Genomic DNA, 22,554 nt, shown 5'->3' with positions numbered 1-22,554 from the left:
CGGACGGATCAGGTCAGGTCGTCGGGCAAAAGGGTTGCGGGAATGTCCTGATAGCAGACGGGCCGCAGGAACCGCCGGATCGCCATCGTGCCTACGGAGGTCGCGCCGAAATTCGTTGACGCAGGGTAGGGGCCGCCGTGCACCATGGCATCGCTGACCTCGACCCCCGTCGGGAAACCATTGGCCAGGATGCGCCCCGCCTTGCGCTCCAGGATCGGCAGGAGGGCCCGGGCCACGTCGTTATCGCCTGCGTCCATCTGAAGGGTGCAGGTCAATTGCCCGTCAAGGCGCGTGGCGATCTCGGTGACCTGGGCCGCGTCCTCGGCCAGGACGATGATCCCAAGGGGGCCGAAAACTTCGTGCGAAAGGGTGGGGTTGGCAAGCCAATCGGCCCCGCTGACCCGCAGCAGGTCCGCGCTTGCTTTGCGCCCGGCGCTTTCTGAGCGAACGAGCGGCGTGCACCCAGAGGTGGCAGCATCGCGCCCGCGCCGATAGGCCGAGGCGATGCCGTCGGTCAGCATCGTCTGTTCGGGCGCTTCGGTCAGGGCATCGGTCGCGGTGGCGACGAATTGCTCGGCTGCCTCCCCGGCGATGGCCACGACGACGCCCGGGTTGGTGCAGAATTGCCCCGCGCCCATGGTCAGCGATGCGGCCCACCCCCGGGCCATCGCCTCGGCACGCGCGGCCAGGGCCGCCGGCAGCAGGAATACGGGGTTGATCGACCCCAGTTCGCCGTAGAACGGGATCGGGACAGGCCGTGCCGCGCAAAGATCGAAGAGCGCGCGCCCCGCGCCGAGCGAGCCGGTGAACCCGACCGCCGCAATCAGCGGATGCGTGACAAGCGCCTGACCGATGTCGTGCGTATCGCCCTGCAACAGAGAGAAAACGCCCGGATGGAGGTCGTGCGCCCGGATCGCGGCGTCAATGGCCTGCGCGATGATCTCGCCCGTGCCCGGATGGGCCGGGTGGCCCTTGACGACGACGGGACATCCGGCGGCCAGCGCGGCGGCGGTGTCGCCCCCGGCGGTCGAGAAGGCCAGCGGGAAATTCGACGCGCCGAAGACCGCAACGGGGCCGACGGGTCGCTGGATCATCCGCAGGTCGGAGCGTGGCAGTGGCTTGCGGTCGGGCAGGGCCTCGTCATGTCGCCGGTCCAGATACCCGCCGTCCAGGATGTGCTTCGCAAACAGGCGCAGCTGCCCCACGGTGCGGCCCCGCTCGCCGTTCAGGCGCGCTTCGGGCAGGCCCGTCTCGGCGGTCCCGATGCTGGTGATGGCCTCGCCCCGCGCGTCGATCTCGTCGGCGATGGTGTTCAGGAAGGCCGCTCGCTGACTGCGGGGTGTCGCCCCGAAAGACGCGAAGGCCCCTTCCGCCGCCTCGACCGCCGCCGCGATATCGTCGGGTCCGGCCACGTAGACGGTCATGGGCGCACCCGACGCCGGGGCCGAGGTGAACGTCGCCACCCCCATCTTCCACGTCCCCGCAATAAGCTGTTGTCCGGTCAACATCGCGCACTCTCCCATTCGCTGCCTGCGGCAGCATAAGCCCAAGTACGCCTTCTGTGACAGAGCGGCTGCGATCCGGCAAAGCGTTCAGTCGGCTTTGCCGTCCAGGGCCGCGTTTCGCGACCCCGCAACGACAATCTTCTTCTTTGACACGACGCGATCTCGTGGCTACGCTCCGCTGGTATCCAAAGGGATACAATTTGGAAAGCTTACGATGCGCGCCGGTCCATCCTCCGAAATGTCTCAGGGCGACGTTGCCTATGCCAAGCTGCTCGAGGCCATTCGTGGTGGTGTGTTTCAACCCGGCGACAGGCTCCGCGAGGAAGATGTCGGGGCACGAATGGCGTTGTCGCGCACCCCGGTCAGGGAAGCCCTTCGCAAGCTGGAAGCCGATGGTATCGTCGAACACCGGCCCCGCCTTGGTGCAATCGTCCGGGCGCTCGGCCATACCGAGGTGGTCGAGCTCTACGAGATGCGGCTGGTGCTGGAACGCACGGCGGCAGAGATGGCGGCGAAACACGCCATAGACGCCGAAATTGATGAACTCGATGAATTGAACGCGACGATTGCCGATGCGGTGGCTGATCCGGCCCGGGCCGCGTCGATCAATCAGCAGTTCCACCGCTGCATCTACCTTGCCACGCGCAACCGGTTTCTTCTGGAATCCGCGCGCGCCTTGAATAACGCCCTGATGTTGCTTGGTCCGACGACGCTGGCCGACGAAGGTCGGATTGCTGTCGTGTGCCGCCAGCATCAAGACATCATCGACGCCATCCGGAACGGTGATCCAAAGGCGGCCGGCGCTTCGGCCGAGGCGCATTTGCAGACCTCCCTGCGCCACCGCCTGTCGGTCATGCGGGGATGAAGCGGCTTGCCCTGACCTATGCGGTGGCGGCAGTGGGTGTTGCGGTGTTTCACCTGCTGCGCCTGCCGTTGCCCTGGCTACTTGGTCCGATCTTCGCTTGCCTGATTGCGGCCCTGTGTGGCCTGCCGCTTCGGGGAAACAAGCTGGTCAACGATGCAATGCGGTCGATCCTGGGTGTGGCCGTCGGGGCGACCTTTACCGTCGCGCTGTTGGGGTCGATGGTAGACATGTGGCCGACGCTGCTCATGATCCCGCTGATGATCGCCAGCATTGGCGCGATCGGTATCCCGTACTTCCAGCGGATCTGGGGGTTTGACTTCGCGACCAGCTATTATTCGGCGATGCCTGGCGGTTTGCAGGACATGCTGGCCTTCGGGGAAGAAGCGGGCGGAGACGTGCGGGCGCTCTCGCTGATCCATGCGACACGGGTCATGGTGATTGTCGTGGCCCTGCCGTTCATCTTGCAGGGTGTGTGGGACGCTGATCTGTCCAACCCGCCGGGCGCGCCCGCCACGTCGGTTGCGCCGACACAGCTTCTGCTGATGGTCTTTTGCGGGCTTGTCGGCTGGCGCGGTGCCAAGGCGATCGGCATGTTCGGGGCGTCCATTCTGGGGCCCCTGATCCTTGCCGCGATTCTTGCCTTGCTCGGGGTTCTGCAACATCGCCCCCCCTCCGAAGCGATCTGGTTGGCGCAGTTCTTCATCGGCATGACCGTGGGGACCAAATACGTCGGCGTGACGATGCCGGAAGTGCGCCGAGACGTTGCCGCAGCAATCGGGTTTTGCGTGATCCTGTTGATCCTCACGGTGATTTTCGCCGAGGCGATCCATCTGATGGAGCTTGCACCGCCGCTCGAAACGCTGCTGGCCTTCGCGCCCGGCGGTCAGGCGGAGATGACGATTCTGGCGTTGATCGTGGGGGCGGACATGGCGTTCGTGATCGCCCACCACGTCTTGCGGATTTTTGTCGTCATCCTTGGTGCGCCACTCGCCGCGCGCGTCTTCAGCCCCAGACCGAAGGATTGATCATGTGGATCGGCGCGCCCTGCGCATAGGCGTTGATCTGATCGAAGATGTCGCTGAACTGCATGTCGAATTCGTCCTCGGTGACATAGCCGATATGCGGCGTGGGCAGCACATTGGGGTGGGTCGCAAGGATATGGTCCGCATCGCGCATCGGTTCCGTGTCGAAGACATCGACCGCCGCGAAGATGCGGCCTCTTTCGATCTCGGCCTCTAGCGCGCCTGTCGCCACGAGGCCCGAGCGTGAGGTGTTCACGAACAGGGACCTCGGCTTCATTGCGGCCAGATCATCGGCTGAAATCAGCCCCCTGGTTTCAGAGGTGAGGCGGACATGCAGGCTGACCACATCCGATGTGGCAAAGAACGCCTCGCGCGATGGCGCGACGGTTTCACCAGCTGCGGATGCGCGCGCACGCCCGGCCTCTGATCCCCACCATTGCACATCGACGCCCATTGCCCTGGCATAGTCCGCCACCACTCCGGCAATCCGGCCATGGCCGTAAAGCCCCAGTGTGCGACCGCGCAACGTGCGCCCGACACCCATTTGCCAGCTGCCGGCCCGCAGGGATGCGACCTGCTGCGGAATCTGGCGATAGCTGGCAAGGATCAGCGCCAGCGTCAGTTCCGCCGCCGCATAGGACGGTGTGTCGCTCTGCATGTTCGAACACAGCAGGACGCCATTGCCGGTACAGGCCTCGACGTCGACATGGGGATAGACCGACCGTTGGCTGATCAGTTTCAGGTTGGGAAGCCGCGACAGAAGCTCTGTACCGATAGCGCTGCGTTCGCGAAAGAGAACCAGGCACTCCGCATCCTGCACCCTTTCGGCAAGCTTTGCGGGGTCGGGTTCGTGGTCTGTCCAGACCGTGACATCGTGGCGGTCCAGTTTGGCAAAACACGGCAAGGTGCGCAGCGTGTCGAACCAATCGTCAAGGATATGAACCTTCATTGTAACCTTTCAAAACGTCCTGGGATCAAGACTTCGCCCCGCGCGAGCCCGGTGGAGGTGAGGGTGATCCCGCCCTCATCCAATTCGTCGTCAACCAGCACCTCGATCGTACCGGAAGCCTGTTCCAAGCCGGTCGGCGCGCGCAATATGCCGCCACGTGCGAACAGGAAAGAAGCAACTGTCTGGGTCATGTCAGGGGCCGTTGAAGTTTGACGAAGTCTTGCAGCAGACCTGGCGGGAAGTCACGCTTCAGGGACCAGTCATAGCGCAGGTGATCCGCAGGCCGTTGAGTGCCACGGATCGGCGTTGATCGGAGTCCGGACAGAGATGTCTAGACGGGACCGTTGCGCGGCGATAGCGTCCATCAAACGTTCTTATTCGTGAAAGAGGCACCAAGTGAAAAGCCATTATCGCGCGGTCATCATAGGCGGCGGCGTTGTCGGCGCTTCGGTGCTGTATCATCTTGCCAAGTTCGGTTGGAAGGATGTCTGTCTGATCGAGCGGAAGATCCTGACCGCCGGGTCGAGCTGGCACGCGGCGGGCGGTTTTCATGCGCTGAACGCCGATCCCAACATCGCCTCGCTCCAGGCCTATACCATCGACCTTCTGTCAGAGATCGAGAAGGAATCCGGTCAGTCCGTCGGCATGCACATGACCGGCGGCATGACATTGGCCGGCACGCCGGACCGCTGGGAATGGCTGCAGTCGGCCTATCGCACCTTTCAGTCGATCGGGATCGACGATGTGCGTCTGATCACCGCCAGGGAGGCGGGCGAATTGAACCCGCTGATTTCCACGCATGGCATCCTGGGCGGCATGTGGGCCGACCGTGAAGGCTACGTGGACACCACCGGCACCGTCCATGCCTATGCCGGGGCCGCGAAAAAGTACGGCGCCGAGGTGATCGAGAACAATCGGGTGCTGGAGTTGATCCAGACGAAGGATGGCTGGGACGTCGTCACCGAACAGGGCACGATCCATACCGGACATGTGGTCAATGCCGCCGGTCTTTGGGCCAAGCAGGTCGGCCGCATGGCGGGCATCGAATTGCCGGTCTCGCCGCTCAACCACCATTACCTGATTTCCGATACCGTCCCCGAACTGGAGACGCTCGATTTCGAGGTGCCGCTGACGGTCGATCTGGAAGGGTTCACCTATACGCGGCAGGACCAGAAGGGTCTGTTGATGGGGATATACGAGACCGACCACGACCATTGGATGATGGATGGCGCGCCCTGGGAATACGGGTTTGAGTTGCAACAAGAGGATACCGATCGGATCGAACGCGAGTTGATCCTTGGGTATGAACGCTATCCGGCATTGCAGAACGTCGGGATCAAGACCTGGGTGAACGGGGCCTTCACCTTCGCGCCCGATGGCAACCCGCTGGTGGGTCCGGTGCGGGGCAAGCCGGGATACTGGTGCGCCTGCGGCGTCATGGCGGGCTTCCTGCAGGGCGGAGGCGTGGGCAAATCGCTTGCGGAATGGATGATCCATGGCGAGCCGGAGGCCGATGTCTTCGGCATGGACGTGGCGCGGTTCGGCGACTATGCGCAGAACAAGCGGTTCATCAAGGAAACCACCGGCCAGTTCTATACCCGCCGGTTCGTGATGACCTATCCCAACGAACAGCTTTCTGCCGGTCGGCCGCTCAAAAAGTCGGGGGCCTATTCCGACATGAGCGCCGCCGGGTGCCAATGGGGCGCAAGCTGGGGATTGGAGGTGCCGCTCTATTTTGCGCCATCGTCGGATTTCAAGGAAACGCCGACGCTCAAACGCTCCAATGCGCACGAGATCGTGGCCGTCGAATGCAAGGCCGTCCGCGAAGCCGTGGGACTTCTCGACATCTCCGGCTTCTCGCGCTTCGAGGTCAGCGGTGCGGGGGCCGAAGTCTGGCTGGACCGCATCATGGCATCGCGCCTTCCCAAACCGGGCCGCGCCAAGCTGGCGCCGATGCTGTCGCCCGAGGGCAAGCTCAAGGGAGATCTGACCGTATTCAACTGGGGCGACGGCACCTGGTGGATCATGGGCAGCTATTACCTGCGCGAATGGCACATGCGCTGGTTCCAAGGTCAGATGGGCGAAGATGCAACCCTGCGCGACATCGGGGATGCGACGGTGGGCTTTTCCCTCTCGGGGCCGAACAGTTGCAAGGTGCTGGAGAAACTCACCGACGGCCCGATCGCCGATCTGCCCTTCATGGGCTGCGGCACCTTCGATATCGGCATGATCCGCGCCAGGGTCGGGCGGCTCTCGGTCGCGGGCGAACTTGGCTACGAGGTCCATTGCTCGGCGGCCGAACATATCACCTTGCGGGAAACGCTGCTGGCGGCGGGCGCCGATTTGGGCATCCGCGAAATCGGGTTCAACGCGCTGCTGAGCCTGCGGCTGGAAAAGAGCTTCGGCATCTGGAACGCCGAATTCACCCAAGGCTACACCGCCGCTGAGACCGGCATGGACCGCTGGATCGACTGGGGCAAGGACTTCACCGGCAAGGCGGCGGCGCTGGCGGAACGCGACAGCAACGGGCCGGATCGGATCGTCGTCACGCTTGAGGTGGACGCGACCGATGCCGATGCCAGCGGGTTCGAGCCGGTATGGCAGGATGGCGCGCTGGTCGGCTTCGTGACGTCGGGCGGGTATGGCCACACGGTCGGAAAGTCGCTGGCGATGGCGATGCTGGACCGTGCGGCAACGGCGGTCGGCACTGAATTGAGCGTGCATGTCGTGGGCGCCGAATGTGCGGCGCGGGTGATCGCGCCCTCGCCCTACGATCCCGAAGGTCTAGCGATGCGAGGACGACCATGAGCCTGCCGGAAACGACAATCCCCGAGCCGAAACGGCGGCGGGGCCGGGGCGATGGTTCGATCCCTGCGTCGAAACGAACGCCCAATTACCGTCAGTTGCGCAGCCCGTTTCCCCACATGAACGTGTTCTCGGACGACGAGATCGCCGCGATGCACGATACCGCCCTGCGCATCCTCGAGGAGCTGGGCATCAAGGTCCTTTTGCCCGAGGCGCGCAAGATCTACGCACAGGGCGGCGCCCGCGTCGATGAGACGACGCAGATGGTTTATATCGGGCGGGATATCGTTGAGGCGGGACTGGCGTCGGCGCCGAAGTCCATCGCCTGCATGGCCGGCGCGCGGCACCGCGACGTTCTTCTGGAACTGGGCTGCCTGACGTTCCAGCCTGGGGGGAGCGCGCCCCATGTCACGGACCGTGAGCGCGGGCGGCGGCCCGGTTCGGGGCGCGATTTCCGCGATCTGGTGCAGTTGACGCATCATTTTGACGTGTTCCAGATGATCTCGGCGCTGACCGAACCTCAGGACATCGCCACCAATGTCCGGCACTATTTCACCACACAGGCGCAGCTGGAGCTCACCGACAAGTTTCCATTCCTCTACGCGCGCGGCACGCCGCAGACGATGGACAATTTCGAGATGGTCCGGGACTTTCGCGGCCTGTCGGACGCTGAATTCGCGGCCAACCCGCATTGCTACACGATCATCAACACAAACTCGCCCCGCACCCTCGACATCCCGATGGCCCAGGGCGTCATCGACTTCGCGCGGCATGGGCAGATGCCGATCATCACGCCCTTCACACTGATGGGTGCGATGGCCCCCATCACGGTGGCGGGCGCGATCACGCTCAGCCACGCGGAAGTTCTGGCGTCCATCGCGCTGCACCAGCTGGTGCGCCCGGGCGCGCCGGTCTGCTACGGCACGTTCACCTCCAATGTGGACATGAAATCGGGCGCACCGGCGCTTGGCACGCCGACGCATTTTCAGGCAAGCCTTGCTGCTGGCCAGATGGCGCGGTTTCTGGGGCTTCCCTGGCGGTCGGCAGCAGGTTCCGCCTCGAACGTCAACGATGCGCAGGCGGCCAACGAAAATCAGATGGGGCTCTGGGGGTGTCTTCTGGCAGGCGCTTCCGTGATCATCCACTCGGCGGGCTGGCTGGAGGGGGGGCTCACCTTCTCCTACGAAAAACTCATCGCCGATGTCGAAGTGCTCAACATGGTGGCCGAACTCTGCGCGGGCAACAAGGCGGGCTCCGACGAGATCGGCTTCGAGACCGCTATCGCCGAGGTCGCGCCCAGCGGTCATTTCTTCGCCACGACCCAAACGCTGGCGCGCTACACCACCGAATTCTATGAGCCTGTGGTCCATGACTACGCGAATTTCGGGACCTGGACGGAGCGCGGCGCCAAGGACGCCTCGACCCGGGCCACGAAGGTCTGGCAGGACATACTTGCTGCCGACAAGCGCCCCGTCACCGACCCCGCGCGGCGCGAGGCGCTGCAGGCCTTTATCGACAAGCGCACAGGGGAGGGCGGTGCGCCGCCCGAAAGCTGACATGGCAGACCGCGCGACACCGCTTCTGCACCGCGATGATCCAAGCAAGGACCCGCTTGTCGGCCATGTGAAGGTCACGCGCGACGATTGGCTGAACGTGGCCCGCGATGTCTTGGTCAGCGATGGCGTGGCCGATGTGAAAGTGTTGGCGCTTGGCCAGCGGCTGGAGGTGTCGCGTTCCAGCTTCTACTGGTATTTCAAGAGCCGGAAGCACCTTTTGGAGGCGTTGCTCGACGGTTGGGAAGATCGCAACACCCAGACGATCATCGACGCCTGCGCCTTGCCCGCCCCGTCGATCGGCGCGGCTGTGTGCAACTTCTTTCGGTGTTTCCTCGACCCCGACCTGTTCGATCAGGGGCTGGATTTCGCGGTCCGGGAATGGTCGCGTCGTGACGGGCGGGTGCGCCAGCGCATTGATGCCGCAGATCAGACGCGGCTTGCCGCTGTCACCGAGATGTTTCAGCGCTTCGGTTACCCGCCCTCCGATGCCGATACCCGCGCGCGCATCCTCTATTTCATGCAGCTTGGCTATCACGCCCTGGAGCTGCGCGAGCCGATGGACAGCCGGTTGGAGAGGATCGAAGGGTACTTGCGCGGGTTCACGGGGAAAGAGCCGGACCCCCGTGCGGTCGCCGCGTTGCGAAGTTTCGTGAAGGATCTGGGCGATCGATGAGTGGCCGCAATTCCGGCTTCGCCTTTGCCCTCGCGGCGTTCTCCGCAGTCTTGCTGCGCTGGGGGCCGGCCTTTGGAGGGCCGATCTCATGTGATTGCCCCGGGATCCGAATAAGGAATTCCCGGCATGATGGCGCTGATCCTGGTGACACAAGTCGCCTTGCCTCTGGCACTGAATGGCTGGCTCGCCATTCTGCCTGCAAAAAGCCTTGCCGGTTTCGTGGCGCAGGCGGCAGGGACGGGCGCGCTTCTCTTTGGACTGGCGCGCGTTGCGCAATGGGCCTTGCCCGTCTGGTGGTTGCCTTTGGTCTACGGCGCGCTGTGGTTCGCGGCGCGTCTCGCAAGGCTCTTGCGGCACAGCCTGTCTGACCTGCCGCTCTATGCGCAGACGTCCTTGGCATGGGCGGGAAATGCCTTGGCGATCGTGTTGCTCGCTCTCGGTGGCCATTGTGGCGCAAAGGCGCTGGCAGGCCAGAGGCTGCCGCCCCTCGAGATCCTGGATATCGCCAACCAATTTGGTCCTGGCCGGTACCTTGTCGGTCATGGCGACCCGAACACGCTGGTGAACAGCCATCTGCGGACCCTCGATCAAACGGTGGACCGGTTCCGGCCGTGGCCCGGACAGTCCCATGCCGCCGACTTCTTCGGGCTGGGTACATTGGGGCTGCGCGCGCGGGGATGGCGGCCTGCCGATCCGGCGGTCTATGCCATTTTCGGCGCAGAATTGCGCGCGCCCTGTGCCGGTAGCATCGTGGCGGCCGTGGGGGCTATGCCGGATTTCGACGTGCCCTCCAAGGACAGCGAGAACCGTCTCGGCAACCACGTCATCCTGCGCTGGGGCAATACAGAGATCGTGCTGGCGCATATGCGGCAGGACAGCGTCGCCGTCACGCCGGGTGACACGGTGGCGGTGTGGGATCGGCTGGGCGAGGTCGGCAATTCCGGCGCCTGACCCGAGCAGCCTTTGCACATCCACGCGCAACGCCCGGCGCCGGAAGGTGCCCCGCCAATCTCGGGCGAACCACGCGCGCTGCGGATCGACGGGCGGTTTCTGGTGCGGGGGGATCGATTGGCAGGGGACGCTGGGCGCGGGGGATGACGCGCGATCATTCTCCACCTGCCCCCACGACCTCCACCCCGAAGCCGCGGGCCGTCTTGACGAAATGCTCGGTCTTGGACACGAACGGGGCATGGCCGGAAGCGTCGAAAACGACCATCTGTTTGCCACGCAGCGCCTCGACCTGCGGGATCCAGTCCCGCACGAGAGCGACCGGCGTGGTCATGGCGCACGCGCCCGAGATCAGCAGCACCGGAACCGGCATCCTCGGCACCTCGGCCATCAGATCGCGCGCGAGTACTCCGCCACATCGGCCCGCTGCCCCGGTTCGCTCCGTTCAGTCGGCGCAGGTACTCGGGCAGCCGGTATTCCGGCGCGACCTGCCGCAGCCAGTCCAGCGTCATCGCCACGCCGCGCATCTTGTCGACCTATTGGCCTACACCGACGTAGCGCGCGTAGTCCCCGGGCGAGCACGCCACGAGCCGCGCGCCCAGTATCTTGCCCCAGGAATGGCCGAGGCCGTAGCCCTCAGCCGTGACCCCGAACAGACCGTCGACCGTCACGACGGGGCGGCGCAAGAGTCTCGCCCCGGCCTCTGACAGCACAGCTTGATCCGCGCCCGTCATGCTGGCGGCGGCAAGGCGGGCGATGTCGCTTGCCGTCGCGAACAATCCTTCGGAACCGCGCCAGGGGGAGACGTAAGTTGCCACGGGCCACCCCCGCAGGTCGTGGCCAACGGTCATGGCAGGGCCGGGCCAGTCATAGGTTGCTAATTTTATGCGCAGTGGCGTGAAAATCTCCCGTTCGACGAAGGCGGCATATCCCACGCCGGCGCAATCCTCGATCACCAGTTCGAGAAGGTTGTAGCCGGTTTTGGAATAGACGTACCGCGCGCCCGGCGAGGCGACCTTCCGGAAATCGCGGTCCAGATGATCGGACAGGCCGGGACGTGCGTCGCCTGGCGCGTAGCGCTCGGTGAAATCGCCGAAGCCGAGGCCCGCCGCCTCAGACAGGAGTTGCCGGGCGATGAATCGCGGCCCAGGCGGTGACTGGTTTCGAAAGGGGCTCGACAGGGAACGGAATATTTTCGCCCATCACCCGACCCGTGGCGGGGTCGGCCGTGCCGAAGGCAACTGTCCTGAGGAGCCGCCCGTGTTGCAGCAGAACGATCACGGTCCCTGCCACGCCGTCACGCGCCATCCGGGCCGTCGCGATTTCGCGCAAGGATGGGCCAACGGCATCGGGCCCGGCCTGCGCGTTGGCGACGGCCTGCCCCATTGCCAGAAGCGCTGCCGCGATCGCGATGGCCCATCTCATTGCCCCTGTTTGTGCCGCCCACTCGACCCGGTGCCGGCACCGACCGCGCGCCACGGCATGACCGACTGGATCGCCATCATTGCACGCAGACGTGCGGCGGCTCAGGGTGACAGCGTGATCATCCAGCGTTCGGTTGCCATCAGTCTCCGCCTTCACCTTGCATCGGCGCGCGCTGAGGTTATCGCGTAGCAGCCGGTCCCAGAAGAACGGGCGCGACCAGATCTTGCCGCGCCGGACGTTGATCTTGTCCATGAGTGTATAGGCCCGCACCCGCCACATGGGCAGGAAGATTCCGGTAATGACCGAAGTCATGTCGTGGGTATGGCCGGCACCTGCACGGTGCATGGCCGTATCGCGCAGCTGCATCCACTCTGGCGACGTGCCTGCCTCCATGCTGACCGGGGAGGCCTCCAGCCTGCGGACCATGGCGGTATCGCCGCGCGCCCGGTACGTGTCCAGCAGGGCATCGTGCGCCATCACCTCGGATCGAAGCTGGAGCGCGATCTGTGCCATCCCGACATAGGCAAGGAACCGGTCTGGTGCAGCGGCCGCCACCTGAACGCCCAAATAGCTGCCCCAGGAATGACCGAGCAGCACGATACGGTCCTGGCCGAAGCGTGTCCGCAAGTAATCCGCCACCTCAACCGTGTCTGCGATCATCCTTTCCATGGTCATGGTCTCGGGCGGGATGTCGGCCGAGAACGACATGCCGGCCCCGCGTTGTTCCCACCAGACCATGGTGAAATGCTGCTCCAGCCCGGTGGGATACTCCAGTTCCATGAAGAACTCCGTCATGCCGGGGCCGCCATGCAGGAAAAGCAAGACCGGGTTGGCGGGATCGACGCTCTGGATGATCATGGTTTGCGGGATGCCCCCGATATCGACGGTCACGCGGTCCGAGAGACTGCCGGGGATGATCTGGCCCGCCTCGTCACGCAACGGGGCGGAGCGGCCGGCGCTGATGGCGACGAGCCAGATCAAGCCTCCGATCAGGATGACCAACAGGACAATGCCCGCCGTCACCATGATGCGACGCAGGCTTTGGCGTGGGCGCGAAGAGGGGATTTCCGGGTCCATGTCGCTGGTCCGATCCTGCCAAGAGCCATGCCTATTCGCCGTGTTCGAGAAGGGTTGCCTCGAGCCTGTCCAGCGCCGCGCGGTTCAACACACGCCCACCGGCGATCACCGCCCGCGGGTGGCGCAGCGTGGCAAGACCGTCGAGCGGATTTGCGTCGAGCAAGACCAGATCGGCGCGGCGGCCCGGCGCGATGGTGCCGTCCTGGTCCGCGAGGTCGAAGAACCGCGGCGGCGCGACGGTGGCGGTGTAGAGCGCCTCACGCGGGGTCAGACCGATCTCGACATAAAGATCCAGTTCATCAAGCAGGGGAAAGCCGTGGAACAGATAGGGGTTGGCGAAGGAGGCATCGGTGGAGGCGAGGATCGGCACGCCCGCCCGATGCGCCATGAGGAAGGTGCGACGGTCGAGCGCGATGCTGTCCGTCGCCAGCGCGCGGACCTCGTCGGTCATCGCCTCCAGTCGGAAATCCGGTCGCCCCCAAGCCTCCCGTACAACCTCGGGGATCATCTGCATCCGCGGTGCCTCGGGGGCGGGCCAGTTGCCGGTGTAGAAATCGGCCACGACCAGCGTCGGGCTGACCTGCATGCCCGCACCAGCCATCCGCGCGAGAACCGTGTTGCAAAGCGCATTGTCCCAGGTCTCCAGGATGATCCGGTTGCGCGAGGCCATGATCTCGAAGACACGCCGCAGGTCCGCACCCCCGGCCATCGCGTCGCGCAAATCGGTGAGCATCCGGGTCTCGTCGGTCGAACAGGCCATCGCGACTCGACCGAAATGCTCCATCCCGTCCTGACCCGCGTCGATCGCCGTGCCAAGGGCCACGCGTTCGGGAATGTGCCCCACAAAGGACAGACCGGCATCATGAGCCGCCTCGGCCAAGGCGAGGTAGGTTGCCTCGTCGAGCATCGAATAGGCCTTCACCGCCGCCCAGCCTTCCGCCGCGATCTGCGCCACGACAGCCCGCGCCTGTTCGGGCGTATCGGCGAGAAACATGCCGGGCCAGGACCCCGGCGATGCATCGACCCAGGCACCCGCAAGGATCAACCGCGGGCCAAGGACGTCTCCTGCCTCGATCCGGGTTTGCAGTGCCTGTTGTTCGGCGATTGGCCAAAGCGCGCCCATGTCGCGAATGCCGGTGACCCCGTGGATCAGGTAGAGGGGCAGGGCGGTATCCGGTTCGGTCGCGGAGGAGAAGATGTGCACATGGCTGTCCCACAAACCGGGGATAAGATAGCCGCCGTTCCCATCGACGCGCATCGCGGCACGACCAGCACCGACATCAGTGCCGACCCCGGTGATAAGACCGTCGCGGATCAGGACGGATTGCCCTGCCGCGAGCGTACCCTCTGCTACGTCGACTATGGTGACGTCGGTCAGCAGCGTTTCGGATTGCACTTGTGCCTGCGTCTGTGCGGCCAGCCCGACCGTCAGCGCGACCGCCAAAGCGGTGTTGGAAAAGCGTTTCATCGCTCCGTCACCCTGAAGATCAGTTTCCCTGCGATCTCGCCCGCCTCGACCCGTGCGTGCGCCCGCCGCACGTCGCTCAGGGGAACGATCTCGGCGACGACCGGGTCGATGCGGCCTTCTGCAAGCATGCCAAACAGCCGCGTCTGATCCTCGCGGAACCACCCGGGATGTTTCCGTCGCATCGCGCCGATGGAATAGAACGCCGTGGCGTGCCCGTTCGGCAGCCAGTCCCAGAGCTTCAGCTTGATGAAATCCACCGGGATCGACCCGGCCCGGCCCAGAACTTCGTTCTGGAACCCGAAGGCGACCAGCATCCCGCCGGGCTTGAGCGCGTGCAGTGAGCGCGGCAGGCTCTCGCCGCCCAGCGGGTCGAACACAGCATCGACCCCGCCCCCCGTCGCCGTCAACAGGGTTGCCTCGGGCGCGTCGGCGTCCAGCGGCGTGGCGCCGAGGCTGCGGATCAGGTCGTGTTTGGCGACCACATCGGTGCCGAAGGCCGTGATGTCGGCGTCCCGTGCCAGTTGAAGCATCCCCGTGCCGACCGCCCCGCCCGCGCCGTGGATCAGCAGGCTCTGGCCCTTTCGCATCTTGGCGACGCGGGTGAGCATCTGCCAGGGCGTCACTGCCGACAAGATCATGCCAAGCGCATCGGCGTCCGAAACACCCTCGGGCACCGGCGTCAGGCGGTCTTCGGGCAGGCAGATGTATTCGCCATAGGCACCGATGGTGGTCAGGTCCGCGACACGGTCGCCGGGTTTGAAGCGCATCGCATCGGGGCCTGCGGCATCGATGATCCCCACCATGTCGTAGCCAAGCGTGAAGGGCGGCTTGTTCTTAACGTCAGGGTAGAGCCCCTTGCGGATCATCACGTCGGTGAAGGCGGCGCTGGTCACCAGCACGCGCACCCGCGCCTCCCCCGGTCCCGGTTCCGGCAGGTCGGGGACGGTCTCAAGCTCCAGTTCCTCGGGGCCGCCGAAGGCGTTCAGTCTGACACGGGTCCAGGGCATCGGGCGTCTCCTCCATCTTGGTCAGGCGCTGTCCGCCTGACGAATGAACTCTGTGATCTCGCGCGACAGGGCATCGTCATGGCCCAGCCAGATATGACCGCCGTCGGGGTAGATCGTCAGCCGGGCATCGGGGATGCGGTTGGCCAGCAATCTCGCGGTTTTGGCCGTGCCGAAAAGGTCATCCTCGCAAGACAGGATCAGGGTCGGCGTCTCGATCCGCTCGTATGCCGTGGGCGAGGGCGTTCCGGCCCAGAAGCCGTCGGTGCGCAGCCCGTCGACCTTGCGGCTGATGGGGAATATCTGGTCGAGTATCGCCACGGCCCGGCTGCGTTCGGCCTCCGACACTTGGTCCAGAAGGGCCGGATCGGTGGCGAGCAGGGTGCGGATCATCTGCCCCGGCGCCAGGCGCGTCAGGGACCAGAACCAGAAATCCGATCCCAGCACCGCACCGACGGCTCGGCGCTGCAGCGCCGTGAACTCAACCGGATCGCTGTTCGTCAGGTTCGCGGCCGGGACGATCAGAACAAGGTGGGAGCATCGGTCCGGATGTCTCAGCGCAAATTCGGCGGCACTCAGCGCCCCGGCAGAGCCGCCCGCGACCGGCAATCGCTCGATGCCGAGATGGTCCAGCAACTCGACCAGCGTGTCAGCCTGGTGCGCCGGAGAGGCATCGTCGGGAAAGGCGGTGCCGAGATACCCGAAACGCGACGGCGCTATGACCTGAACTCCGCGCTGCCTGAGCCCTGCGGCAAAGAGAAGACCCTGGTCGAACCCGCCGCCGGTGCCGTGGATCATCATCAGGGGCGGGCCGTCTCCGGCGATGGCGTATTCAAGGGTGCGTGCGCGCGTGTCGATCAGGGTGCCTTGCCGAAACAACCTGCTGTCAGCCTGAATGCGCGCCTCACGGAACGCGCCCGCGACATAGCCTCCGCCCGCAAGGGCGAGCCCACCCAGACCGAGAAGAATGGCACGTCGGGTGGTCAAGCAAGTCTCCTCAGGTCAATCGGGGCGCAAGGGTGTCGGCCCAGGCGGCGATCCGGTCCCGATTGCGCCTGTCGCCGACCGGCGATTTCACAAGGCGCACGGCGAGGCGGTCGAAAAAGGACAGGCGCGCGGGGTCGATCATGCCTTCGAAAAAGACCTCGTCGGTCGGGATGATCAGGTCGCGCGCGCTTGCGGTGTGTTTCGCCCACTCGGCCACGGCGGTGGACCCGGCGCGCGTTGCACAGGCGACATGGATCCTGTTGGTCATCGGGGCGTCTCCCCGGTAGGCGGAGATGATGAGATCGGGCGCGGGGCGCCACATCGCGGACCTGAGGCTGGTTCGGCAGGAGGGCGAACCAACCGCGATCACCGAGATGGGCGGACACAAGATCCGAGCGGTTCAGGACGCCGTCGGTCTCAACTGCCAGGACTGTCGCGGCGACGAAGGATTTGCCAATGCTGGCAGCCATCTTGCGGCTGTCAGGGGTCATCGGCGTTTCGGCTTCTGCGTCGGCCAGACCAGTTCCCTTGACCGGCAGGGTTCCGTCCGGCAGAGCGAATGCAGCGGTCACACCCGGAAACCCGTACTCATCATGGAAACTGTCGAGCAACGTCTTGATGCGCGCCTGTTGCGTCTCGGCCGTTGACGCGGTGCTTGTGAGCACCGCCGCCACGACTGCCGACCCGGCGATGCAACCCCTCATGGCCGCGCCCCGGACGGGATCACTTCAGTCGCAGCCCCTTCGCGGCTGAACATTGTCTTGCGGTTCAGCCAGACCACCACGATGGCGACCACAACGAGGATGCGGGTGTCCCAAGGCTGTGCATCTGGCCAGAACGGGATGATCAACTGCCAGTGAAACAGCATCGGCAGCAGAAGGCTCCCGCCTGTGCTGTTGAAGATGGGCGTGACCAGAATGGCCAGAGTGACATTGCCGATGAAGAACGGAAGGAAGGACCAGTTCTCGTAGACGACACCCGCCAGATGGAACGCGGGAAGATGCCAGACGCCCCAGGTCGCGCCGATGATCGCTCCGGCCCAGATCGGTGCCACATGGCGCTGCAAAAGCGGCTGCGCGACGCCGCGCCACCCGAATTCCTCCATCGGGCCAAGGAACAGCATCATGAACATAAGCGCGACCATGGCGCCGACTCCCTCGGGCGGGGCCGGCGCGAGCAGGGGCCCGCCCTTGATCAGCGAGCCGGCCATGAAGACAAGCGGGATGCCGATCAGGATGAAGGCCCACCAGACCGGCGCGCAGCGCCATAGAAGAAGGCGGGAGAGGAAGGCGCGCAGCCCTCTCAAGCCGCCAAAGGCCAGCACGAGCAAGATGCCCGCGATCCCGGGCGCCCAGGTGGCAAGGAAGTAAAGCGGATGCCTGCCGCTGATCTCACCAAAGGTCGCAGCGGCTTGCTCTGGATAGGAGATGTAGCCTCCGATCACGCTCCAGGTGACGCCGAACGTCAGCAAGGCGAAGAAAAGAAGTGCGTAGGAAGGCAAAATTGGTCTCCGGCTATCTCCAATGGAAGACATGGGGGAGCCTCCAGAGAGGAATCATTCGGTGGAATTCGCCCGAGCTTTCCCGACGTTGCGCCCGTTTGCACTGATCAAGATCAACTGGAACGCAATGAGCTGAGAACAGAAGGGGCAGGACTGGGCTTGCAGGTTGACCGAGGGACCATTGCGTCGGCCCGATGGATTTATCTGCGCCCGTCAGGCCCAATCCAGGCTTCTCCGGATTGTCGCGATGCGCCTCGACCCGGTTCACATCTCTCTTCACCAGCGGGCCCTGCCGAGTGATCGAACAAGTGCCTACCTTGGAGGATCGGAACGATTGCTCGTGGAGGTCAGCGGTTTACCGGGTTCATGAGCGGCAGAAGATCGAGTTGCGCCAAGGTTGTCGTCATTCCGCGGCGCCTCTGCACTCTTATGCCGACGACCGTCGTTCAAAATCATCCTTCCGGAGCCATCATGCGCGCGTCGTCTCTCACCGGAATGTCCCCGTCACCTGCATATCAACCCGACCAAACCGAACCTTCGGTACCCAGCGGGCGAATGACGGGGCTGGGCCAAATCGACCATTGTTCTGGTCAAGGGGAGTAGGTCTTGCCATTCATGGACGTCGTTCAGGGCGCCGGGCGCTCTTCGCCGAACTGCATCCCATCGGCGGCACCGGGCACGGGTGTCACGGGTCGGGTGCTGGTCCCTCAACCGAAGTGTATCAGGAACCGCAACACCTCCGAGCGATAGAGGAGCCCCTCTATCTGGTTTGAATTCAGGACTGGAAAGACCCTGTGCGGATGCATCAGGAACATCTCGGCGGCGCGGATGATCTCTTCCTCGACTTCGATCGACACCACGTCGCGCGACATCTGGTCCATAACGCGCCCCGTCCACTGGCGGTGATAACTGGCGTGGAGCGCGGGACGAAAACAGTCCCGTTGCGACAGGATGCCGACCAGAACCCCATCATCATCGACGACGGGCGCAGCGTCGGCCTTGGCATCGACAAGGGCAAACGCCGCTTGTCGGATCGGTGTGTCAGGCGACAAGACAGGTATGTTTCTGCGCACGATCTCGCGCACCAGATAGGCAGTCATGGCGCATCTCTTTCCGAGGCCTGCCGACGCAGGGGACAATCCGCGCAGCGGGCGTGAACCAGCCGGTCGGTCGCGCCGCAACTGGTTCTTGCAGGGCCACGCCCGATCGCGAGACCAAGGCCAATGCCGCCTGCGGCAAGCGCGAAGATGATCATCGCCATCAGCATTTCCAGCATGACGCGCCCTCCCTCATAGCAGGAACTCCCCCATCCTCGCCGTTTCGACCCCTCTCAGGCCGGTTTCGGTCTCGATCTCGAACAGCGCGGGAAGTCCGATGGATTGCGCCAGGTCTGGCCCGGCTTCAGCACCGGCGGCACAGAGAGCCGTCGCCCAGCCATCCGCCAGCGTTGCGGTCTCGGACACAACCGTCACGGACCGAAGCGCGCCAGAGATCGGCATACGCGTTCCCGGGTCGATGATGTGGCTGTAGAAATTGTCCGCGTGTCGGTAGCTCTGCGTCCAGGTTCCCGATGTCGCGACGGCCGCGCCAGAAGGGAGGCGGAGCACGGGTTGTGACTGTGCAATCGTGGGAGGGATCTCGACTGCGATGCGCCATGGGCGCGCGTCCGGGTGACGCCCGCGGGCGGCGAATTCCCCGCCGAGTTCGAATAGAAAGTCCCGGATGCCATGCGCTTCAACAAGATCCGCGGCCCGATCAAGTGCCCAGCCCTTGGCTATTCCGCACAGATCGAGGGTCAGGTCATCATGGCTTTTGCGGACCTCGTCCGTGTCAGAGGACAGACCGCGCCAGTCAGGCGCCCCGCCATGATGGATCGGGCCAAACCCCCAGCGTGCCACAAGCGGCCCCACGGTTGGATCAAAGGCGCCGTCGCTTTGTCCTGCGATATCGAGCGCACTTCGGGTCACCGCCGCAAGCTCGACGTTTCGGCAAGCCGTGCCTGCGGACTGCGTATTGAAATGCGAAAGGACGCTGTCGGTCCGCCACGGGGAAAAGACTTCGTCGACCCGACGGAAAAGCGCATCGATGGCACCTTCGATCGGCGTCTGGTCGACGTGTTCCGGCAATGAGAGCCTCCAGGTCGTGCCAAAGGCGCTGCCCGAGAGGGTTCGGAGACCTGCGGCCCGACCGGCACGCGGGACAAGCATGGCCGCCCCGATTGCGCCAATCGCCGTGCGGCGTGACAAACCATATGCGTTTTGCGTCATCATCAGGCTCCAAAATCGTCATAGAAAATCGCTGACGCCTCGACACCCAGGCGATCCAGCGTGGCAAGAACCGCAGAGATCATCATCGGCGGTCCGCACAGGTAGTATTCGCAGTCCTCGGGCGCAGGATGCTTGCTCAGTTCGGCCCTCAGGGTTTCGTGAACGAACCCTGTCGCACCCGTCCAGCGATCTCCGGGCATGGGGTCGGAAAGTGTCGGTCGCCAGCTGAACAGTTTGTGCGTTTCCGCAAGTGCGCTGAATTCGTCCCCGTAAAACAGGTTGGCCCGAGATCGCGCGCCATAGAAATACCGAATGCGGCGCTCAGAGCCGCGCGCCAGTTCCTCATGGATCATCGCGCGCAACGGGGCCATCCCGACACCGCCTCCAACGAAAACCATTTCACGACCTGTCTGCTGGACATGGAAATCTCCGAACGGGCCGGACAACATGATATCGTCTCCGGGGTTCAGCGCGAACAGCCACGACGACACCACGCCGGGGGGCACGTCGCCTTCTCGGCCCGGCGGGGGCACGGCAAGACGAATGTTGAACACGGCGCGGCCCGCATCCTCTGGCCTGTTGGCGAGCGAATAGGCCCGCGTGACCTCGATCCCTGATCCGGCCCGCAGGGAACGCCAGCCTTCACTCTCCCACGATGTCGCGAATTCTTCCGGGACCTCGATCTCATGGAAATCCAGCTCAAAGGGCGGCACAGTGACCTGCATGAAATCGCCGGCCCTGAAGTCCTCCTCATGATCGGGCGGAAGATCGACCACGATCTCGCGGATGAGGGGGGCCAGCATCCTTGCAGACCTCACGGTACACCGGAAACCGCCACCGACGCTGAGGATGTCGCCCGGGACCGTGACAGCACAGTCGCCGCGCACACGAGCCTGGCACGCAAGGCGGACATGGGCGCGGCGTTCACGGGCGGACAGGATGCCTTGCTCCGTTGCCTGCGGTGTCCCGATGCCGTCGCCGGTGACGGTCACGCGGCACAGCCCGCAGGTGCCCGATCCGCCGCACGCGGCAGGAATGAAGATGCCCCCCTTGTGCAAGACCGACAAAAGCGCGTCTCCGCGTTGCGCCGTGAGATGCCGCACCCCGTTCACGTCCACATCGATTGCATTATTGGGCACGAGCAGCCGCCGAAGGCCGACAAGGCCCCCTGACATGCCCACGATCAGGACAACGATCGTGCCGATTGCGAGCAGTACCTCCGTCATTGCGCGGCCACCATCTGGGCGAACGAGGCGAAGCCAAGCGACATCATCCCAGTCAGAATGAATGCCACCCCAAGACCGCGCAGCCCCGCGGGAAGGTCGGCATACGCCAGACGGGTGCGGATCGCGCCGAGCATGACGACGGCGACCATGAAGCCAACGCCACTGCCCAGGCCGAATACGGCGGATTCAGCCAATGTGTAGCTTCGCTCGACCATGAAAAGGCTGCCCGCGAGGATGGCGCATTGGACCGTCAGCAGCGGCAGGAAAACGCCAAAGGCGGCATGGATCGAAGGAAAGAACCGGTCGAGGATCATCTCGAGTATCTGAACAGCCGCCGCGATGACCCCGATGAACGCGATGAGGGCAAGATAGGACAAATCAAGCTCCGGCAGACCTGCCCAGGCCCATGCGCCGGGTGCCAGGAAGGTTTGGTAGATCAGGTGATTGACGGGCACGGTCACGCCAAGGACTGCGATCATGGCGACCCCAAGTCCGAAAGCCGCGCCAACCTCTTTGGAGAGCGCCAGAAAGGTGCAAAGTCCCAGAAACAGGATCAACGGCATGTTGTCGACGAAGGCCGCGTTGAGGAAGAGTGACCACAGGGCGTTCATTCCGCCACCTTCGCCCGGGCGGGCGGCTCATGCTCTCTTGCTTCCACCTGTTCGGGCCGCCAGCTTCGGATGGCCCAGACCAGCAGGCCGAGCAGGAAGAAAGCCGATGGGGCAAGCAACATCAGGCTGAGGGGCGTGAACCAGCCACCGGACTCGGACAGCGGCAGAACCCGAGCGCCAAAGAGCTCTCCCCTGCCGAACAGTTCCCGTATACCGCCGATCAGGATCAGGACGAGGGAATAGCCCAGACCGTTGCCCAAGGCGTCGACCATGGCGGCCACGGGGCGGTTATGCCGAGCATAGGCTTCGGTCCGGCCTAGCACGAGACAGTTCGTCGTGATCAGTCCGACATAGACCGACAGGGCGCGGCTGATCTCGGCGAAATAGGCTTGCAGGATCTGGTCGATCACGATGACCAGCGACGCGATGATCACAATCTGCACGATGAGCCGGATGGTGTCGGGGATATGGTGCCGGATCACACTGACAAGGCCCGCGGCAAGGGTCAGCACGACGGTCAGCGATGCCGCCATGGTGAAAGCGGTCGCAAGCGTGGTCGTGACGGCGAGCGCCGAACAGATGCCCAGGATCTGGAGCGTCACCGGGTTTTGCCGGACAAGGGGCTCGGTCAGAACGCGCCAGTATTCCGTCTTGGGTCCCATCGC

The 22,554-nt window shown here is 64.5% G+C and carries 23 protein-coding genes and 1 pseudogene; 6 read left to right on the top strand and 18 right to left on the bottom strand.

The window, feature by feature from the left end; translation table 11 throughout:
• Window positions 1–8 precede the first annotated feature (8 nt).
• On the bottom strand, window positions 9–1,508 hold the full coding sequence (locus BM002_RS01935) for an aldehyde dehydrogenase (NADP(+)) (protein WP_092776768.1): 1,500 nt from the start codon (window positions 1,506–1,508) through the stop codon (window positions 9–11).
• Here BM002_RS01935 and BM002_RS01930 point away from each other — a divergent pair.
• Both BM002_RS01930 and BM002_RS01925 read left to right on the top strand, forming a co-directional pair.
• Entirely contained in the window at window positions 1,423–2,370 is a 948-nt protein-coding gene (locus BM002_RS01930) for a GntR family transcriptional regulator (RefSeq protein ID WP_245749100.1), read from the top strand. The two genes, BM002_RS01935 and BM002_RS01930, sit on opposite strands and share 86 nt — an antisense overlap.
• A complete protein-coding gene (locus BM002_RS01925) occupies window positions 2,367–3,395 on the top strand; it encodes an AbrB family transcriptional regulator (RefSeq protein WP_092776764.1) in 1,029 nt (342 codons plus the stop codon). Before BM002_RS01930 ends, BM002_RS01925 begins: the two co-directional genes overlap by 4 nt.
• On the opposite strand, the gene BM002_RS01920 is transcribed toward BM002_RS01925, so the two are convergent.
• Both BM002_RS01920 and BM002_RS01915 read right to left on the bottom strand, forming a co-directional pair.
• Window positions 3,373–4,341, bottom strand: a complete 969-nt coding sequence (locus tag BM002_RS01920) for a D-2-hydroxyacid dehydrogenase family protein (protein WP_092776762.1) — start codon at window positions 4,339–4,341, stop codon at window positions 3,373–3,375. The two genes, BM002_RS01925 and BM002_RS01920, sit on opposite strands and share 23 nt — an antisense overlap.
• On the bottom strand, window positions 4,338–4,532 hold the full coding sequence (locus tag BM002_RS01915; RefSeq protein WP_092776760.1) for a hypothetical protein: 195 nt from the start codon (window positions 4,530–4,532) through the stop codon (window positions 4,338–4,340). The genes BM002_RS01920 and BM002_RS01915 overlap by 4 nt, the downstream gene beginning before the upstream one ends.
• Before the next feature lie 205 nt (window positions 4,533–4,737).
• Between BM002_RS01915 and BM002_RS01910 the strand changes: the two genes are divergently transcribed.
• From BM002_RS01910 to BM002_RS01895, 4 genes are all read left to right on the top strand, one after another.
• A complete protein-coding gene (locus BM002_RS01910; protein ID WP_092776758.1) occupies window positions 4,738–7,149 on the top strand; it encodes a GcvT family protein in 2,412 nt (803 codons plus the stop codon).
• Entirely contained in the window at window positions 7,146–8,702 is a 1,557-nt protein-coding gene (locus tag BM002_RS01905) for a trimethylamine methyltransferase family protein (protein ID WP_092776756.1), read from the top strand. The genes BM002_RS01910 and BM002_RS01905 overlap by 4 nt, the downstream gene beginning before the upstream one ends.
• A gap of 1 nt (window position 8,703) precedes the next feature.
• Complete coding sequence (locus BM002_RS01900; protein WP_092776754.1) at window positions 8,704–9,375, top strand: TetR/AcrR family transcriptional regulator; 672 nt, start codon at window positions 8,704–8,706, stop codon at window positions 9,373–9,375.
• 129 nt (window positions 9,376–9,504) lie between these two features.
• On the top strand, window positions 9,505–10,326 hold the full coding sequence (locus tag BM002_RS01895; protein ID WP_139212214.1) for a M23 family metallopeptidase: 822 nt from the start codon (window positions 9,505–9,507) through the stop codon (window positions 10,324–10,326).
• 154 nt (window positions 10,327–10,480) lie between these two features.
• Here the strand turns inward: BM002_RS01895 and BM002_RS01890 are convergent, their stop codons facing one another.
• From BM002_RS01890 to BM002_RS01825, 15 genes and pseudogenes are all read right to left on the bottom strand, one after another.
• Entirely contained in the window at window positions 10,481–10,714 is a 234-nt protein-coding gene (locus BM002_RS01890; RefSeq protein WP_092776750.1) for an alpha/beta fold hydrolase, read from the bottom strand.
• Window positions 10,715–10,859: 145 nt separating this feature from the next.
• On the bottom strand, window positions 10,860–11,444 hold the full coding sequence (locus BM002_RS01885) for a serine hydrolase domain-containing protein (RefSeq protein ID WP_245749155.1): 585 nt from the start codon (window positions 11,442–11,444) through the stop codon (window positions 10,860–10,862).
• Window positions 11,437–12,750: an alpha/beta fold hydrolase gene (locus tag BM002_RS01880; protein ID WP_175484776.1), complete on the bottom strand. Its 1,314-nt coding sequence runs from the start codon at window positions 12,748–12,750 to the stop codon at window positions 11,437–11,439. The genes BM002_RS01885 and BM002_RS01880 overlap by 8 nt, the downstream gene beginning before the upstream one ends.
• Window positions 12,751–12,856: 106 nt before the next feature.
• Window positions 12,857–14,293 carry an amidohydrolase family protein gene (locus tag BM002_RS01875; protein ID WP_092776742.1) on the bottom strand — a complete coding sequence of 479 codons (1,437 nt, stop codon included), beginning with the start codon at window positions 14,291–14,293 and terminating at the stop codon, window positions 12,857–12,859.
• A complete protein-coding gene (locus BM002_RS01870; protein ID WP_092776740.1) occupies window positions 14,290–15,300 on the bottom strand; it encodes a medium chain dehydrogenase/reductase family protein in 1,011 nt (336 codons plus the stop codon). Before BM002_RS01870 ends, BM002_RS01875 begins: the two co-directional genes overlap by 4 nt.
• A gap of 21 nt (window positions 15,301–15,321) precedes the next feature.
• Window positions 15,322–16,284, bottom strand: a complete 963-nt coding sequence (locus tag BM002_RS01865) for an alpha/beta fold hydrolase (protein WP_092776738.1) — start codon at window positions 16,282–16,284, stop codon at window positions 15,322–15,324.
• Window positions 16,285–16,294: 10 nt separating this feature from the next.
• Window positions 16,295–16,552, bottom strand: a complete 258-nt coding sequence (locus BM002_RS19480) for a hypothetical protein (RefSeq protein WP_245749099.1) — start codon at window positions 16,550–16,552, stop codon at window positions 16,295–16,297.
• A gap of 160 nt (window positions 16,553–16,712) precedes the next feature.
• Window positions 16,713–16,988: pseudogene (locus BM002_RS19730) on the bottom strand (serine hydrolase); the annotation flags it as partial.
• Window positions 16,985–17,785 carry a CPBP family intramembrane glutamic endopeptidase gene (locus BM002_RS01855; RefSeq protein ID WP_245749097.1) on the bottom strand — a complete coding sequence of 267 codons (801 nt, stop codon included), beginning with the start codon at window positions 17,783–17,785 and terminating at the stop codon, window positions 16,985–16,987. The pseudogene BM002_RS19730 and the gene BM002_RS01855, both read right to left, overlap by 4 nt.
• A 707-nt stretch (window positions 17,786–18,492) precedes the next feature.
• Window positions 18,493–18,885: a CBS domain-containing protein gene (locus BM002_RS01850; RefSeq protein WP_092776732.1), complete on the bottom strand. Its 393-nt coding sequence runs from the start codon at window positions 18,883–18,885 to the stop codon at window positions 18,493–18,495.
• Window positions 18,882–19,061 (bottom strand): hypothetical protein, encoded by a 180-nt coding sequence (locus BM002_RS01845; protein WP_092776730.1) that lies wholly within the window; start codon window positions 19,059–19,061, stop codon window positions 18,882–18,884. Before BM002_RS01845 ends, BM002_RS01850 begins: the two co-directional genes overlap by 4 nt.
• Before the next feature lie 13 nt (window positions 19,062–19,074).
• Entirely contained in the window at window positions 19,075–20,052 is a 978-nt protein-coding gene (locus BM002_RS01840; RefSeq protein ID WP_175484774.1) for an FAD:protein FMN transferase, read from the bottom strand.
• Window positions 20,053–20,054: 2 nt separating this feature from the next.
• Window positions 20,055–21,278, bottom strand: a complete 1,224-nt coding sequence (gene nqrF / locus BM002_RS01835; protein ID WP_092776726.1) for an NADH:ubiquinone reductase (Na(+)-transporting) subunit F — start codon at window positions 21,276–21,278, stop codon at window positions 20,055–20,057.
• Window positions 21,275–21,889: an NADH:ubiquinone reductase (Na(+)-transporting) subunit E gene (nqrE, locus tag BM002_RS01830; RefSeq protein WP_092776724.1), complete on the bottom strand. Its 615-nt coding sequence runs from the start codon at window positions 21,887–21,889 to the stop codon at window positions 21,275–21,277. The genes nqrF and nqrE overlap by 4 nt, the downstream gene beginning before the upstream one ends.
• Window positions 21,886–22,551, bottom strand: a complete 666-nt coding sequence (locus tag BM002_RS01825; RefSeq protein WP_092776722.1) for an NADH:ubiquinone reductase (Na(+)-transporting) subunit D — start codon at window positions 22,549–22,551, stop codon at window positions 21,886–21,888. Before BM002_RS01825 ends, nqrE begins: the two co-directional genes overlap by 4 nt.
• Between the last annotated feature and the right edge of the window lie 3 nt (window positions 22,552–22,554).

Source organism: Jannaschia pohangensis (genome assembly GCF_900113875.1).
Taxonomy (GTDB): Bacteria; Pseudomonadota; Alphaproteobacteria; order Rhodobacterales; family Rhodobacteraceae; genus Jannaschia; species Jannaschia pohangensis.
Note: the sequence above shows the minus strand (reverse complement) of the source record. Positions and strands in the feature narration are given on the sequence as shown.

What these genes read in the sequence shown, in the direction of transcription:
- nqrE (WP_092776724.1), bottom strand. Translation starts at nt 21,889, where the DNA reads ATGAACGCCCTGTGGTCACTCTTCCTCAACGCGGCCTTCGTCGACAAC.
- nqrF (WP_092776726.1), bottom strand. Translation starts at nt 21,278, where the DNA reads ATGACGGAGGTACTGCTCGCAATCGGCACGATCGTTGTCCTGATCGTG.
- BM002_RS01935 (WP_092776768.1), bottom strand. Translation starts at nt 1,508, where the DNA reads ATGTTGACCGGACAACAGCTTATTGCGGGGACGTGGAAGATGGGGGTG.
- BM002_RS01840 (WP_175484774.1), bottom strand. Translation starts at nt 20,052, where the DNA reads ATGACGCAAAACGCATATGGTTTGTCACGCCGCACGGCGATTGGCGCA.
- BM002_RS01915 (WP_092776760.1), bottom strand. Translation starts at nt 4,532, where the DNA reads ATGACCCAGACAGTTGCTTCTTTCCTGTTCGCACGTGGCGGCATATTG.
- BM002_RS01920 (WP_092776762.1), bottom strand. Translation starts at nt 4,341, where the DNA reads ATGAAGGTTCATATCCTTGACGATTGGTTCGACACGCTGCGCACCTTG.
- BM002_RS01905 (WP_092776756.1), top strand. Translation starts at nt 7,146, where the DNA reads ATGAGCCTGCCGGAAACGACAATCCCCGAGCCGAAACGGCGGCGGGGC.
- BM002_RS19480 (WP_245749099.1), bottom strand. Translation starts at nt 16,552, where the DNA reads ATGACCAACAGGATCCATGTCGCCTGTGCAACGCGCGCCGGGTCCACC.
- BM002_RS01875 (WP_092776742.1), bottom strand. Translation starts at nt 14,293, where the DNA reads ATGAAACGCTTTTCCAACACCGCTTTGGCGGTCGCGCTGACGGTCGGG.
- BM002_RS01895 (WP_139212214.1), top strand. Translation starts at nt 9,505, where the DNA reads ATGGCGCTGATCCTGGTGACACAAGTCGCCTTGCCTCTGGCACTGAAT.
- BM002_RS01890 (WP_092776750.1), bottom strand. Translation starts at nt 10,714, where the DNA reads ATGGCCGAGGTGCCGAGGATGCCGGTTCCGGTGCTGCTGATCTCGGGC.
- BM002_RS01930 (WP_245749100.1), top strand. Translation starts at nt 1,423, where the DNA reads ATGGGCGCACCCGACGCCGGGGCCGAGGTGAACGTCGCCACCCCCATC.
- BM002_RS01900 (WP_092776754.1), top strand. Translation starts at nt 8,704, where the DNA reads ATGGCAGACCGCGCGACACCGCTTCTGCACCGCGATGATCCAAGCAAG.
- BM002_RS01845 (WP_092776730.1), bottom strand. Translation starts at nt 19,061, where the DNA reads ATGCTGGAAATGCTGATGGCGATGATCATCTTCGCGCTTGCCGCAGGC.
- BM002_RS01850 (WP_092776732.1), bottom strand. Translation starts at nt 18,885, where the DNA reads ATGACTGCCTATCTGGTGCGCGAGATCGTGCGCAGAAACATACCTGTC.
- BM002_RS01825 (WP_092776722.1), bottom strand. Translation starts at nt 22,551, where the DNA reads ATGGGACCCAAGACGGAATACTGGCGCGTTCTGACCGAGCCCCTTGTC.
- BM002_RS01925 (WP_092776764.1), top strand. Translation starts at nt 2,367, where the DNA reads ATGAAGCGGCTTGCCCTGACCTATGCGGTGGCGGCAGTGGGTGTTGCG.
- BM002_RS01870 (WP_092776740.1), bottom strand. Translation starts at nt 15,300, where the DNA reads ATGCCCTGGACCCGTGTCAGACTGAACGCCTTCGGCGGCCCCGAGGAA.